The 14,894-nt window shown below is 46.1% G+C and carries 13 protein-coding genes; 11 read left to right on the top strand and 2 right to left on the bottom strand.

Annotated elements, in window-relative coordinates:
- Window positions 1-25: 25 nt before the first annotated feature.
- On the bottom strand, window positions 26-655 hold the full coding sequence (locus ACESZH_RS01995) for a Uma2 family endonuclease (RefSeq protein ID WP_373216337.1): 630 nt from the start codon (window positions 653-655) through the stop codon (window positions 26-28).
- Between the two features lie 250 nt (window positions 656-905).
- Between ACESZH_RS01995 and iorA the strand changes: the two genes are divergently transcribed.
- From iorA to ACESZH_RS01975, 4 genes are all read left to right on the top strand, one after another.
- Window positions 906-2,681: an indolepyruvate ferredoxin oxidoreductase subunit alpha gene (gene iorA / locus ACESZH_RS01990; RefSeq protein ID WP_373216336.1), complete on the top strand. Its 1,776-nt coding sequence runs from the start codon at window positions 906-908 to the stop codon at window positions 2,679-2,681.
- A gap of 4 nt (window positions 2,682-2,685) precedes the next feature.
- Window positions 2,686-3,258: an indolepyruvate oxidoreductase subunit beta gene (locus ACESZH_RS01985; RefSeq protein ID WP_373216335.1), complete on the top strand. Its 573-nt coding sequence runs from the start codon at window positions 2,686-2,688 to the stop codon at window positions 3,256-3,258.
- Window positions 3,259-3,309: 51 nt separating this feature from the next.
- Window positions 3,310-4,497 (top strand): pyridoxal phosphate-dependent aminotransferase, encoded by a 1,188-nt coding sequence (locus tag ACESZH_RS01980; protein ID WP_373216333.1) that lies wholly within the window; start codon window positions 3,310-3,312, stop codon window positions 4,495-4,497.
- A gap of 170 nt (window positions 4,498-4,667) precedes the next feature.
- Window positions 4,668-5,630 carry a hypothetical protein gene (locus tag ACESZH_RS01975; RefSeq protein WP_373216332.1) on the top strand — a complete coding sequence of 321 codons (963 nt, stop codon included), beginning with the start codon at window positions 4,668-4,670 and terminating at the stop codon, window positions 5,628-5,630.
- A gap of 161 nt (window positions 5,631-5,791) precedes the next feature.
- Here ACESZH_RS01975 and typA read toward each other — a convergent pair whose 3' ends face one another.
- Complete coding sequence (typA, locus tag ACESZH_RS01970; RefSeq protein ID WP_373216330.1) at window positions 5,792-7,624, bottom strand: translational GTPase TypA; 1,833 nt, start codon at window positions 7,622-7,624, stop codon at window positions 5,792-5,794.
- A gap of 249 nt (window positions 7,625-7,873) precedes the next feature.
- On the opposite strand from typA, the gene ACESZH_RS01965 reads away from it, so the two are divergent.
- From ACESZH_RS01965 to ACESZH_RS01935, 7 genes are all read left to right on the top strand, one after another.
- Window positions 7,874-8,500: a single-stranded DNA-binding protein gene (locus ACESZH_RS01965; protein ID WP_373216329.1), complete on the top strand. Its 627-nt coding sequence runs from the start codon at window positions 7,874-7,876 to the stop codon at window positions 8,498-8,500.
- Window positions 8,501-8,771: 271 nt separating this feature from the next.
- Window positions 8,772-9,263, top strand: a complete 492-nt coding sequence (locus ACESZH_RS01960; protein WP_373216327.1) for a cob(I)yrinic acid a,c-diamide adenosyltransferase — start codon at window positions 8,772-8,774, stop codon at window positions 9,261-9,263.
- A 38-nt stretch (window positions 9,264-9,301) separates the two neighbouring features.
- Complete coding sequence (dapA, locus tag ACESZH_RS01955; RefSeq protein WP_373216325.1) at window positions 9,302-10,195, top strand: 4-hydroxy-tetrahydrodipicolinate synthase; 894 nt, start codon at window positions 9,302-9,304, stop codon at window positions 10,193-10,195.
- A gap of 30 nt (window positions 10,196-10,225) precedes the next feature.
- A complete protein-coding gene (gene dapB, locus ACESZH_RS01950) occupies window positions 10,226-10,984 on the top strand; it encodes a 4-hydroxy-tetrahydrodipicolinate reductase (protein ID WP_373216323.1) in 759 nt (252 codons plus the stop codon).
- Window positions 10,985-11,242: 258 nt separating this feature from the next.
- Entirely contained in the window at window positions 11,243-12,232 is a 990-nt protein-coding gene (locus tag ACESZH_RS01945) for a BMP family protein (protein WP_373216321.1), read from the top strand.
- 67 nt (window positions 12,233-12,299) lie between these two features.
- On the top strand, window positions 12,300-13,826 hold the full coding sequence (locus tag ACESZH_RS01940; RefSeq protein ID WP_373216319.1) for an ABC transporter ATP-binding protein: 1,527 nt from the start codon (window positions 12,300-12,302) through the stop codon (window positions 13,824-13,826).
- Window positions 13,826-14,893 carry an ABC transporter permease gene (locus ACESZH_RS01935; protein ID WP_373216318.1) on the top strand — a complete coding sequence of 356 codons (1,068 nt, stop codon included), beginning with the start codon at window positions 13,826-13,828 and terminating at the stop codon, window positions 14,891-14,893. Before ACESZH_RS01940 ends, ACESZH_RS01935 begins: the two co-directional genes overlap by 1 nt.
- Window position 14,894 lies beyond the last annotated feature (1 nt).

Raw genomic sequence — 14,894 nt, 5'->3', positions numbered from 1 at the left:
TGACAGCGCCATTTTTCAGCCATTTTTACAACCGGAAATCCAGTTCTTTGAAGTCAATGGAGAAATCTCCGTAGATAGCTACGGGTATGGTGTCTTCGAAGGTGTACTGGGTTGGGACGATGCCGTTCTGGAAGTCATAGACAAGAACCCGTTCCGTGCCGGGATCTACGATCCAGTATTCTCTCACTCCGGAGGTGGAGTATTTGCTTAGTTTATTGATGTAATCCATTGTCCTGGAAGAAGGTGAAACAACTTCCAGGACAAAATCCGGCCCGCCGTAGCAACCATTCTTCTGGTATCTGTCTTCTTCTTCGCCGCGAGGACAGATGATCAAAAGATCCGGTTCCAGATAGTTGTATTCATCGCGGTTGATGAACACGGCAAAGGGTGCAAAGTAAGTCCGGCATTTTTTTCCATTTTCCTTCTGATATTTCAGAAAAACGTAGGACAACTCTGCAAGCAGTGTTTGGTGAATCAGACTTGGGGAGGCCATATAGAAAATCTCCCCGTCAATGAGTTCTGCCCGTACTCCTTCGGGTAACTCTTCGATATCTTTTGTAGTGTAAAGCCTTTTGGTGTCTAATGCCATAGTTCCATACACTTCTTTCTTTAGATTAGGCCGTATGGCCATAGTGGTATCCATTAAGGAATTCATGGTAAATAGTTTTCTCCTTGCTCATTATACATAAACATTTGAATAGTGACAATTAGAGAATTAAAAAAAGGGGAATATTGGCGAAATGCCGTGAATCAAAATTAATTAAAATAATAATATAATATGAGTCATGAGATTGCAAGGGTTAAGTAAATAACGATGCCAGAACTCTTTAGCACATAAATGCGTTGACACCATAAGCTGTAAGGGGTTACAATTGTTATTAAGAGAATATCATAGGAGGTAACTTATGAGGAAGTTGATGACCGGCGATGAGGCCATCGCCAGAGGGGCTTATGAAGCAGGGGTTTCCTATGCGTCTGCATACCCGGGAACTCCCAGTACCGAGATTTTGGAAAATCTTTCTACATATAAGGAAATTTATACAGAATGGGCGCCAAACGAAAAAGTGGCTATGGAATCAGCCATCGGCGCATCCGTAGCCGGACTTCGAAGCATGGTTTCCATGAAGCATGTGGGAATGAACGTTGCGGCAGACCCTATGTTTACCTGGGCTTATATGGGGGTTAACGGGGGAAATGTGATCATCACGGCAGATGAACCCGGAATGTTTTCTTCACAGAATGAACAGGACAACCGAAACTATGCAAAAGCTGCTAAAATCGCCATGCTGGAGCCATCTGACAGCCAGGAATGTATTGACATGGTAAAGGCTGCCTATGAGCTTGGAGAAAAATTCGATACCCCATTTATCATTCGTATGACCACCCGTGTCTGTCACTCCAAGTCCATTGTGGAATTAAGTGACAGGGCAGACATTCCGGCAAAAAGCTGGGAAAAGAATCCGGCAAAATATGTTTGTCTCCCTGCAATCGCCAGAAAGCTCCGCGTAAACCTGGAGGAGCGCATGAAAAAGCTGGCTGCATACAGCGAGACAACACCTTTTAACCGTGTGGAAATGGGCGATACCAAGGTGGGTGTCATTGCCTCCGGTGTCTGCTATTACTACGCAAAAGAGGTATTCGGAGACAGCGCTTCTTACCTGAAGCTTGGCTTTACCAACCCTCTTCCGGCAGATATGATCAAAGATTTCTGTTCCAAGGTAGAAAAAGTATATATTTTAGAGGAGAATGACCCGTATATAGAGGAGTCTGTAAAAGCTTTGGGATGCGCATGTGTGGGAAAAGAGCTTTTCCCATCCTACGGCGAGCTGACCCCGGATGTGATCCGTGCCTGTGTTACCGGAAAAGCCAACAAGACTATGGAGTTTGACAGAAGCAAGCTGATCAGCCGTGCGCCTACCTTCTGTGCAGGATGTCCTCACAGAGGATTATTTTACCGTCTGGGCAAGCGTAAGGACATTATGATAAGCGGCGACATCGGCTGCTATACCCTGGCAGCAGGAAAGCCATACAATGCTATGGATTCTACCGTATGTATGGGCGCGAGCATCAGCCTTGGCGCAGGTGCACAGAGAGCTTTCAATATGGAGGGTGTAAACCGGAGAGTGGTGACAGTGCTTGGCGACTCCACATTTTTCCATACAGGAATCAATTCCCTGATCAACACGGTTTACAATAAGAGTAATACAGTCAATATCATCCTGGACAACCGTATTACAGGAATGACAGGCCACCAGGACAACCCGGGTACCGGGTATACCGCAAAGGGCGAGGAGACGACCCTCATTAAGATTGAGGATCTTGTCCGTGCGATCGGAGTAAAGTATGTTTATGTCATTGATCCGAACAATCTGCAGGAGGTAGACGAGACGCTGGATAAATGTCTGGCATTGGATGAGCCGTCTGTGATCATCACACGCTGGCCTTGCGCTCTGAAGAAATTCTCCGCTGAGGATAAAGAGGAATTTGACAGCCTCTTTGTGACAAAGAATAAGGTAGATACGGAAAAATGCGTGGGATGTAAGCTCTGCCTGAAGGCTGGCTGTCCTGCCATGTCTTATGATAAGGATGCAAAGAAGGTACATATCAATAAGGCACAGTGCGTAGGCTGTGATGTCTGCACACAGGTTTGCCCGAAGAATGCCATTGTGAAGGAGGATTAAGACCATGACAAAAAGCATTTTATTAGTAGGTGTGGGCGGTCAGGGTACCATCCTCGCCAGCAAAATTCTCACAAACGGTCTGATGGAAGCCGGATATGATGTAAAAATGAGCGAGATCCACGGAATGTCCCAGCGGGGCGGCAGCGTTTCCTCACAGGTGCGTTATGGAGAAAAGGTTATGTCCCCCGTTATCGAAAAGGGACAGGCTGATATCGTGGTTTCCTTTGAAAAAATGGAAGCCCTGCGTGCTCTGGACTATCTGAAGGAGGATGGTACCCTTGTTGTAAATAATGAGGAAATCCCATCCATGTCTGTTATTACCGGAGACGAGGTTTACCCGGATGATGTATTGGATGAAATCCAAGCACATGTAAAGGCAAAGGTGGTGGACGCCACCCGTCTGGCACAGGAGCTTGGAAATGAAAAGGCAGCTAATATCATTCTTCTTGGCACCATTATTAAAGCAATGGGACTGGAGCATATTGACTGGGATAGTATTTTAGAGGCAAATATAAAGGCAAAATTCCTGGAGCTGAACAAAAAGGCATTGAAGGTCGGCATGGAAGCTCTTGCATAAAAGAGAGTATCCTGTTCGAGCTGCCTTCTGGGAAAAAAGGAGAGATTAGAAATGATAGCAGAAAAAATGAAACCTTATGTACAAAATAACTCGGCAATTCGTATGATGTTCGAGGAGGGCAACCGTCTCCGTGCAATTTACGGGGCAGAAAACGTGTTTGACTTCAGCCTGGGAAATCCAAGCGTCCCGGCGCCGGACTGTGTGCGTCAGGCGATCATCGACCTGGTGAACGAGGAGGAGCCTACCTTCCTGCACGGTTATATGAGCAATGCAGGCTTTGAGGACGTGCGCCAGACTATCGGGGAGTCTCTGAACCGCCGTTTTGGCACTGCCTTTGCAGCGAAAAACCTGATCATGACCGTAGGTGCTGCCAGCGGTCTGAACGTGGCATTTAAGACGATCCTGAATCCGGGCGAAGAGGTGATCGTATTTGCCCCGTATTTCCTGGAATATGGCGCATATGTAAAAAATTACGACGGTGTGCTTGTGGAGGTTTCCCCTGATACAGAGACTTTCCAGCCTAATCTGGAGGAGTTTGCACAGAAGATTACGGCAAAGACAAAAGCGGTTATCGTAAACACACCCCACAACCCTACAGGAGTGGTATATTCGGAGGAAACTATTAAGAAGCTGGCTTCTATTATGGAGGAGAAGCAGAAGGAATTCGGAACAGTGATCTATCTGATCTCCGATGAACCATACAGAGAGCTTGCTTATGATGGTGTAGAAGTTCCGTATCTGACAAAATACTATGCAAACACGATCGTGGGCTATTCCTACAGCAAATCCCTGTCTCTGCCGGGAGAGCGTATCGGCTATCTTGTAATTCCGGATGAGGCGGACGGAAGCGAGGAGATGATCACAGCGGCTGCGATCGCAAACCGTACTATTGGAAGCGTAAACGCTCCGTCCTTGATCCAGCGGGTTATCGGTCGCTGCGTAGATGCAGAGGTAGATGTTGCCGCATACGACAAAAACCGTCTGGCTCTTTACAATGGATTAAAGGAGCTGGGCTTTGAGTGCATCAAGCCTCAGGGAGCCTTTTATCTCTTTGTGAAATCTCCTGTCGCAAATGAAAAGGAATTTTGCGAAGCAGGAAAGAAATACAATATCCTGATGGTACCGGGAAGCTCCTTCGCCTGCCCGGGCTATGTGAGACTGGCTTACTGTGTTTCCTATGACACCATCATCAATTCCCTTCCGCAATTCAAAAAGCTGGCAGAGGAATTCGGACTGTAAAAAACTCAAATAGAATCAGACAGCACTCTTTCGTGGGGTGCTGTCTTTGTTTGAAGGCATAGGTTCCAAGGGTTGGCAGAAGATGATTTTTGTGGTACGATAGCTATAACAGAAGTGCGTAAGCTTTCTGGTGATGAGCTGCAGAATATAAAAAGGAAGCGGGTGATGTAATGTCAAATACACCATATGATGATGTATTTCGTACTTTACTTAATGACTGCAGTAGTCTGGCTTTACCATTGCTGAATGAAGTTTTCGGGGAACACTATACCGGAAAGGAGAAAATTGTTTTTTCTCCCAACGAACATTTCATAAACCAGCAAGATGGTGAAGAGGATAAAAGGATCACAGATACCTGTTTTGTCGTAGTGGACGAAAAGAAAAAGAGGTATCACTGGGAATGCCAAAGCACAGAAGATAAAAGAATCCTGGTTCGGATTTTTGAGTACGATGCACAGATAGCACTTGATGAAGGAGAAATTACCGGGGAGGTTTTGGAGGTGGAGTTCCCAAATTCTGCAGTGCTGTCCCTGCGGGGAGGCGGATCCACTCCGGAAAATATGAAAATCCGTATTAAAACACCGGGCGGAACCATAGAATATCCGATTCCCGTAATGAAGATGAGGAAATATACTTTGGATGAAATTTTCGAAAAAGAACTGCTGTTTCTTCTGCCTTTTTATATTTTTACCCATGAAAGCAGATTCTCAGAATACGAAAGAGACGAGGAAAAGCTGGAACTGCTAAAGGAAGAATACATATCTATGGTTGAACGTCTGGACAAACTATGCTTGGAAGGAAAATTCGGCGAATATGAAAAGTGCGCAATCATAGATATGAGTAAAAAGGTGGCCGAAAATATAGCTTCCGGCTATGAAAGGGTTCGGAAAGGGGTGAAGGAGATCATGGGCGGACAGATATTGGATTATGAAGCAAAGACCATATTAAAACAAGGCATTGAGAAAGGCAGAGAGGAAGGAATAGAACGAGGAATAGAACAGGGGCAGAAAACCTTTGCGGATCTTACAGCAATCCTTCTGGAAGAAAACCGCTTGGAGGATTTGAAACGTGCTACGCAGGATGCGGCATATAGAAAGCAGCTCTGCAGGGAATTGCATATCGGGGAAGATTAGGGAAGCTAAATAATCTGCTGTTGGATGGAAATTAATACGCAAAAAACTGCCTGTCAGAGTACAAATATGATCTGACAGGCAGTTTTTGTTAAATTTCATCGAAATGCTTACTTAGCGGAAAAATTGGATTGGCTCTTCAGCAACTATCGAAATATCTTATATCAGCTCTTTCTAAATGCAGCTCTCTTCCTGTCTCTGGAATCCAGGATCCTCTTTCTGATACGCAGGCTTTTCGGAGTGACCTCCAGAAGCTCATCCGTATCAATAAACTCAATGGACTGCTCCAGGCTAAGGATTTTCGGCGGAGTCAGCTTCAGGGCTTCGTCGGCAGAGGAGGAACGGGTGTTAGTCAGGTGCTTGGTCTTGCATACGTTCAACTCAATATCCTCAGCCTTGCCGTTCTGTCCAATGACCATTCCGGCATACACCTTTTCACCAGGTCCGATAAACAGAGCACCACGCTCCTGGGCTGCGAACAAACCGTAGGTGACTGCCTCTCCTGCCTCAAATGCAATGAGAGAGCCTTGCTTTCTGTACTGGAAATCTCCCTTGTAAGGAGAGTAACCGTCAAAAATCGTATTCAGGATACCGGTACCCTTTGTGGAGGTCAAAAAATCTCCGCGGAAACCAATCAGTCCTCTGGAAGGAATGTGGAACTCCAGTCTCACGGAGCCGTCGCTTGCAGTACTCATTCCCTGCAGCTCGCCTTTACGTTCACTTAACTTCTGGATCACCGTACCGGAAAATTCCTCCGGTACATCCACATAAGCAATCTCCATAGGCTCCAGTTTTTTGCCGCGCTCATCGAATCGGTACAGTACCTCCGGCTTGCTGACAGCAAATTCATAGCCCTCACGTCTCATATTCTCGATCAGCACGGAAAGATGCAGCTCACCGCGCCCGGAAACCTTAAAGCACTCCGTGGTGTCCGTATCCTCCACACGAAGGCTTACGTCGGTATTCAGCTCCTTGTACAGCCTGTCGCGAAGGTGGCGGGAGGTTACATATTTTCCTTCCTGTCCTGCCATAGGGCTGTCATTTACAATGAAATTCATAGCAATGGTCGGCTCAGATATCTTCTGGAAAGGAATAGCCTCCGGATTTTCCCCGCCGCACAGGGTATCACCGATATGGATTTCTGAAATACCGGAAAGCGCCACGATTGAACCGATGGATGCCTCCTTTACCTCCACCTTGTTCAGTCCGTCAAACTCATATAACTTGCTGATCTTTACCTTCTGCTTTTTATCTGCATCGTGATGATTCAAAAGAGTCAGCTCCTGGTTGACAGCGATGGTACCATTTTCTACCTTTCCAACTCCGATACGTCCCACATATTCATTATAATCAATGGTACTGATCAGTACCTGAGTGTCCGCCTCCGGATCACCTTCGGGAGCAGGAATATATTTCAAAATAGCCTCAAAAAGCGGAGCCATATTTTCCGGGGTATCCTTTAAGTCAAGTACAGCATGGCCTGTCTTCGCGGAAGCATAGAGGAACGGACAGTCAAGCTGCTCATCGGAAGCGCCAAGATCCATAAGAAGTTCAAGTACTTCATCCACAACCTCATCGGGACGTGCCTCAGGGCGATCAATTTTATTAATGCAAACGATTACGTGGAGATCAAGCTCCAGAGCCTTTTTTAAAACAAACTTGGTCTGGGGCATAGCGCCTTCAAAGGCATCAACCAGAAGGATAACGCCGTCCACCATTTTCAGTACACGCTCTACTTCACCGCCGAAATCTGCATGGCCAGGGGTGTCGATGATGTTGATTTTTACATCTTTATAATGCACAGCAGTATTTTTGGAGAGGATCGTGATACCGCGCTCTCTTTCAATGTCATTGGAATCCATGACGCGTTCCTGAACCTCCTGATTTTCGCGGAAAACACCGCTCTGCTTCAGAAGCTGATCCACCAGAGTGGTCTTGCCATGGTCAACGTGTGCAATAATGGCTACGTTGCGTACATCTTCGCGTTTCGTCTTCATAAAAATCGAAATCCTTTCTTTTATTTCTATATTAATGTATTTTTCTCATATTCTTGTCCGATTTTCCAGTTTACCACATTTTTCGCAGAATACAAGGTGTTGAAAAAAATTTTTTCAATTTTTGGTTCTAAACATGTTTTTGCGAACATACATAAATATAGACCAAATCAACCAGCCGTATCATGGCGACCATGGCCATGGCATGGCTTAAGTCTACAGACAAAGTGAAAGAGGAAGGAGAACTACATCATGGCAGATAAAATTATTGAAAACAATCAGGTTTCGATTATGGGGAAAATCGTTACCGGCTTTACGTTCAGTCACCAGGTATTTGGGGAGGGCTTCTATACAATGGAGCTTCTGGTGAAAAGATTAAGTGATTCCGAGGACCGGATTCCGGTTATGGTTTCTGAAAGGCTTGTGGATATCACACAGGATTATGTAGGGGAATATATTGAAATTCACGGACAATTCCGTTCCTATAACCGGCACGAGGAAAAACATAACCGTTTGGTGCTTTCGGTTTTTGCACGGGAACTGAAATTTGTGGAGGAAGAGGACGATACCATTCCGGTGAACCAGATTTTTCTGGACGGATACATCTGTAAACCTCCTGTTTACCGGAAAACCCCTCTTGGAAGGGAAATCGCTGACCTTTTATTGGCAGTAAACAGACCCTATGGAAAATCTGATTACATACCGTGCATATGCTGGGGGAGAAACGCCCGCTATGCCTCTGCTTTTGAGGTGGGCGGACATGTACTGATCTGGGGAAGGATCCAAAGTCGGGAATATATGAAGCGGATTGGGGAAAATGAGACGGAAAAGCGGACCGCTTATGAGGTTTCGGTGAGCAAACTGGAATATATTGAATAGTCCGTATCACTGTGCTTTGGTAATATTATGTGAGGCATTTCAGGGGGGAATTTGCAGTGACGCAAATGGACATTATACCAGGCTTGCAATTCTTCCCAATCTGAGGTAATATAATCATATTAAATTGGCATATCTTGCGCCATATAAGAAAGTCGCTGCTCCCAAAGGCAGAGGCTTATGGCGGCAGGATGTGTGGCGCCAGGCATCACCGGGAGGAGACTCCGGGACTTCAGGTATAAACATACCTGCATTAACAATAAGAGGAATTGCTATGGAAAAAGAATTAACGGAAGTTTACTGTGGAAATGCCAGAGGAAAGACGACCCTGGCTATGGGTCAGAGCCTGAGGGCTTCCACACAGGGTAAAAGTGTGATCATCATCCAGTTCCTAAAGGGAAGCGAGAAGCAGGAGCTTGATTTTCTGGAAGAGCTGGACAATCTGGACATTAAGATTTTCCGGTTTGAGAAGATGGAAACCTGTTACGATGAGTTGAACGAACAGGAGAAGGATGAGGAAAAACGCAATATCCTGAACGGACTTAATTTTGCGCGAAAGGTCATTGCCACCCGGGAATGTGATTTCCTGGTGTTGGATGAGATTCTGGGGCTTTTGGATAATGGCATTGCCACAACGGAGATGATCACAGATATCCTGAAGCTGAAAGATGAGTCCATGCATATCATTATGACAGGCAGGACGATGCCGGAAAGCATGGAGGAATATGTGGACAGTGTTACCACTATGACCACCGAGGAAAAATAATAATAGAAGCTGCTAAAGAAAGAAGAGGAGGAAACGAAATGGCAATTTTTAAAGGAGCAGGCGTTGCAATAGTAACCCCGATGCATGAAGACGGAAAGGTGAATTACGAGAAGCTGGAGGAGCTGCTGGAGTTTCAGATTGCCAACAGCACCGATGCGATCATCATCTGCGGAACGACAGGTGAATCTTCTACTTTGACACACGGAGAGCATTTACAGACGATCAAGTTTGCAATTGATAAGGTGGCAAAGCGTGTTCCGGTTATTGCGGGAACAGGTTCCAACTGTACAGAAACTGCCATTATGATGTCTAAGGAGGCTGTATCCTATGGTGCGGATGCCCTGCTGATCGTGACTCCATATTATAATAAAGCAACCCAGAAGGGTCTGATCAGACATTATACCGCAATCGCAGAAGCGGTTTCGGAAACTCCGATCATTATGTACAATGTGCCCAGCCGCACAGGCTGCAACATCCAGCCGGCAACTGCGGTAACACTGGCAAAAAATGTAAAAAATATCGTTGGAATCAAGGCTGCAAGCGGCGATCTGTCCCAGATCGCAAAGATGATGTCCATGGCAGACGGCTGTTTAGAGCTTTACTCCGGCAATGACGATCAGGTGCTACCTATTCTGTCACTGGGCGGTTTAGGCGTAATTTCCGTACTTTCCAACGTTGCGCCAAAAGAAACCCATGACATGGTTATGAAATTCCTGGAAGGTGACCTTGAAGGAGCTGCAAAGATCCAGTTGGATGCCATCCCGCTGGTCAATGCTCTCTTCTGTGAGGTAAACCCGATCCCGGTTAAGGCAGCTCTGAATCTTATGGGCTGGAAGGTTGGCCCTACCCGCATGCCGCTGTGCGAAATGGAACCGGAGAACGAGGAGAAGCTTGCAAAGGCACTGAAGGATTTTGGAATCAAACTTGCATAAAGCAGCAGAATCATAGAAAGGGAGATACAAATGGTAAAAATTATTATGCACGGCTGCAACGGTCACATGGGTCAGGTGATTTCCGGCCTTGTGGAAAAAGATCCGGATGCAGAGATCGTTGCTGGAATTGATATAGCAGACCAGGGAAAGAACAGCTATCCGGTCTTTACGGATATGGATGCCTGTCAGACAGAAGCAGATGCGATCATTGATTTTTCATCTGCAAAAGCAGTGGACGCTCTCCTGGATTACAGTGTGAAGCGCCAGATTCCTGTTGTTCTGTGTACAACAGGCTTAAGTGAAGAACAGCTTGCAAAGGTAGAGCGGGCATCCGAAAAGGTTGCTGTTTTAAGATCTGCCAATATGTCTCTGGGAATCAACACCCTTCTGAAGCTGATCCAGGATGCGGCAAAGGTTCTGGCAGCGGCAGGTTTTGATATGGAGATCGTGGAGCGCCATCACAAGCTGAAACTGGATGCGCCGAGCGGCACAGCCCTTGCTCTGGCAGACAGTCTGAATGAGGCTATGGATAATCAGTATCACTATGTGTATGACCGCAGCCAGCGCAGAGAGCAGCGTGATGCAAAGGAAATCGGTATTTCAGCAGTCCGCGGAGGAACTATTGTGGGCGATCACGAGATTATTTTCGCCGGACCGGACGAGGTGATCGAGTTCAAGCACACAGCATATTCCAAGGCTGTTTTCGGAAAAGGAGCTGTGGAGGCCGCTAAATTCCTGGCAGGAAAGCCGGCTGGTAAATATGACATGAGTGATGTCATCAACGGATGATATTCGGCATAATTGTAACTAAAAAAATTTGAGATTATCTAAAAAAAATTATTTATTTTGCAAAAAAAATATTGAATTCGTTACTGGTATGTGTTATACTTAGTCTATCAAAAAACAGGGACTGTGATTACAAAGGCGTAGACTCCATAGTTTGGGTCTGCGCCCTTTTTCTTTATCACATCATGCGGTTCGATGGAAAAAAATCAGCATCTGGATATGGAAATTCGCGGTCAGCCTGAATTATAAGGAGGAAAAAACATGAAGAAAGCATTTTTTGCAGCAGCAGCCTTATGTGGAGCTTTGACTCTCACAGCAGTGCCGGTATTGGCAGAAGAACCGGATTACGCATCTATGAAAATTGTTCTGATCCTTCCGGGAAGCATTGATGACCAGAGCTGGAACGCCAGCAATAATGCAGGCGCAAAAGCCTGCGATGAGCAGCTTGGAACTTCCATCGAGGTTGTAGAATCCGTTCCTGTTGAAGAGTTTGAGTCTACCTTTACCGAATACGGTGAGAAAGGCTACGATCTGATCATGTCCGCAGGAAGCCAGTTTGATGAGGCTTGTGCAGCAGTAGCTCCGCAGTATCCGGAATCCATTTATACTGTTATTAATGGACAGGTAAGCGAGTCTGATAATATGGTTCCTGTATTCCCGAAAGAGTACGAAGGCTCCTATCTTGCAGGTATTGTTGCCGGCTATGCTACTGAGAACGGAAACTTTGCAGTAATGGGCGGCGAATCCAACGCACCTATGGTTAAGCTGATGGATACCTATGATGGAGCAGCAAAGGCTGTTTGTGAGGAAAGAGGACTTGAATTTACCACAACACGTTCTTTCGTAAATACCTGGACAGATGTTTCCGCTACAAAATCCATGGCAGACCAGATGATCGATAACGGCGCAGACACTGTATTCTGCTACTCCAACGAGGGTACCTCCGGAGCAATTCAGTCTACAGACGAAAAAGACGCTAAATTTGTTGCATTTGCAGCTAACAAAAACGAAGAGAGCGACAGCGTAGTTGCTTCTATCAATATGAACTGGGTAAATGTTTATCCTTGGATCATTGAAGGCGTTGCAAAGGGTGAGCTTACCGGCGCACAGGAAGTGGGCGTTGCAGAAGGCGTATTCGAGCCGATCTTCTCCGATGCATGCTCTGACGAGTGCAAAGAAGCAGTAGAAAAAGCTGTTGAAGATATCACTGCCGGAAATGTTGATTTTACACAGTATTTTTCTGAGGAATAAATAGTATTCAGATTGGCAGTGTGTCACAGCACTGCCAATTTTTTTTAATAGAAAGGATGATGCAGAAATGAGCGAGGCTGTCATTCAATTAAAGCATATCACAAAGCGGTTCGCCAAGGTTCTGGCAAATGACGATGTTTCCATCACCATCCATAAGGGAGAAGTGGTAGCTCTTCTCGGAGAAAACGGAGCTGGAAAGAGTACCATTATGAAAATCCTTTACGGCCTTTATCATGCAACCTCAGGAGAAATCCTGATCGACGGGCAGGAGAGGAAAATATCTTCGCCCAAGGAGGCCATGGGTCTGGGAATTTCCATGATTCAGCAGCATTTTTCACTGGTGCCTGCTCATACAGTGACGGAGAATATTATTCTTGGCAACTGCAAAGGAAAGCTGGACATCAAGGCGAAAGAAAAGGAAATCGAGGCTCTGGCAAAGCAGTACGGCTTTGACGTTCCGGCAGGGGAATATATCCGCAATCTTTCTGTGGGAACACAGCAAAAGGTTGAAATCTTAAAAGCTCTTTACTTAAATGCCAGAATCCTGATCATGGATGAGCCTACCGCGGTTTTGACACCTCAGGAAATTGACACCTTGATGGAATTTGTAAAAAGCTATGTTGCAAAAGGCAATTCCGTTGTGTTCATTACCCATAAAATGAAAGAGGTCATGCAGGTTTCCGACACCATAGTGGTTATGAGAAACGGTAAGATATGCGGAACCGTAAAGCGCGAGGACACCAACGAAAAGGAACTGGCGCATATGATGATTGGCCGTTCCCTGGAAAACCTGAAAACACCGGGACTGGAAGATCTTTCGGACAAAAAGGTACGGCTTTCTGTGGAGAATCTTACGATACAGAAAAAAAGTCAGGCACCTGTACTTGATAATATCAATTTTGTCATCCATGAGGGAGAGGTACTGGGCGTTGCTGGTGTATCAGACAACGGACAGGAGGAGCTGTGCGAAGCCTTGTACGGAGCAGCGGATATCACTTCCGGAAAGATCCTTTTGGACGGAAAGGATATTACAGGTACAACCGTAAAGGATCGGATTGCCATGGGAATTGGATATACTGCCTCGGACCGCCATCGCTACGCCATGGTGGCAGACATGAGCCTTTCGGAAAACATGCTGATGAAGTCAAGCTATCTGAAAGACTGGGTGAGCCATGGGATCATTAATTGGAAAAAGCTTCACCAGTACACGGAGGATTGTATCAAAAAATATGCCATCAAAGCGCCGGACCACAGCGTAACTGCAGGAAGCCTGTCGGGAGGAAACCAGCAGAAGGTAGTAGTGGCCAGAGAGGTGGACATGGGGGATAAAGTGATCATATTTGACCAGCCCACCAGAGGACTTGATCTTGGCGCCATTAACTATGTTCACAAAACCATACTTACCGAAAAGGAAAAGGGAAAATCGGTTCTTTTGATCTCCACGGAGCTTTCGGAAATTTTTGCCCTGTCTGACCGCATAGCGGTTATGTATAAGGGAAAGATCATGGGAATCTATAAAAATGGCGAGCTTACCACAGAAAAGATCGGTCTTCTGATGGCAGGCTTTCAGCCGGATAAGGAGGAGAGTGCGTAATGCAAAAAGGAAAAGTAAAAGATTTTCTTCTGTGGACATTCCTGGCGATTATCCTGGGTCTGGCAATGAGCTTTGCGTTTCTGCCGCTCCTTGGAGTAGATCCTATTGATTCTCTGGTCATCATGCTGACAGAGACATTTTCCGATAAGTTTACCATGGGAAATATCCTGGTAAAAACCACGCCGCTGATCCTCACCAGCCTTGCTTTTGCCTTTACCTACAAGGCAAATCTCTATAACATCGGCGCTCAGGGACAGTTTTATGTAGGCTGTATCTGCGCTGTGGCAACCACACTGGCACTGGAGACAAAGGTTCCGGGCGTGGTAGTGCTGCTCTGTGCTTTTGCAGCAAGTGTGCTGGGCGGCGGTCTGATCGGTCTGCTCATCGGATTTTTAAAAGCGAAATTTAATGCCAATGAGTTCCTGGTAAGTATGATGTCCACTTACGTGGTGCAGTATGTGATGCAGCTTCTGCTGCGTACTGTGCTTCAGGAGCCAAAGCATGAATATATCAAGACAAAATATATTGATGCGTCCGCCTGGCTGCCTAAGATTCTTCCGGGAACCTCCGTTTCCCTGGGAATCGTGATCTCACTGGCAGCGGCAGTTCTGATCTGGTTTATCCTGTACCATACCGCATTGGGTTACCGGGTAAGGGTAACCGGCCTGAACCAGGATGCAGCAGCTATGTCTGGTATTAATCCGAAAAAAATGTGTATGACCGCATTTTTTATCAGCGGTGCCATTGCAGGACTGGCAGGCTTCACGGAAATCAACGGTATGCAGCATATGCTTTTGACGGGCTTTGAATCCGATATTGGTTCCTATGGTATCGGTATTGCGATCATGGCCAACGCAAACCCTATCGGTATTATTTTTGCAGCGCTCCTTTTTGGTGCCCTGCAGGTAGGCGGTACGGCCCTTGGGCATTCTACGGACGCACCTGCCAGCGTTATTGATGTAATGCTGGGATTTGTAATGCTGTTTGTGCTCATGTCCTTCTTTGTGAGACATAAGCTGGAAATCCGTAAAATGAAACAGCAGAAGCTGAAGGAAGGAGAGGCATGAT

The sequence above is a fragment of the Ruminococcus sp. 5_1_39BFAA genome (genome assembly GCF_964240875.1).
Classification (GTDB): domain Bacteria; phylum Bacillota; class Clostridia; order Lachnospirales; family Lachnospiraceae; genus Blautia_A.
This window is presented reverse-complemented; position numbering and strand designations above follow the sequence as displayed.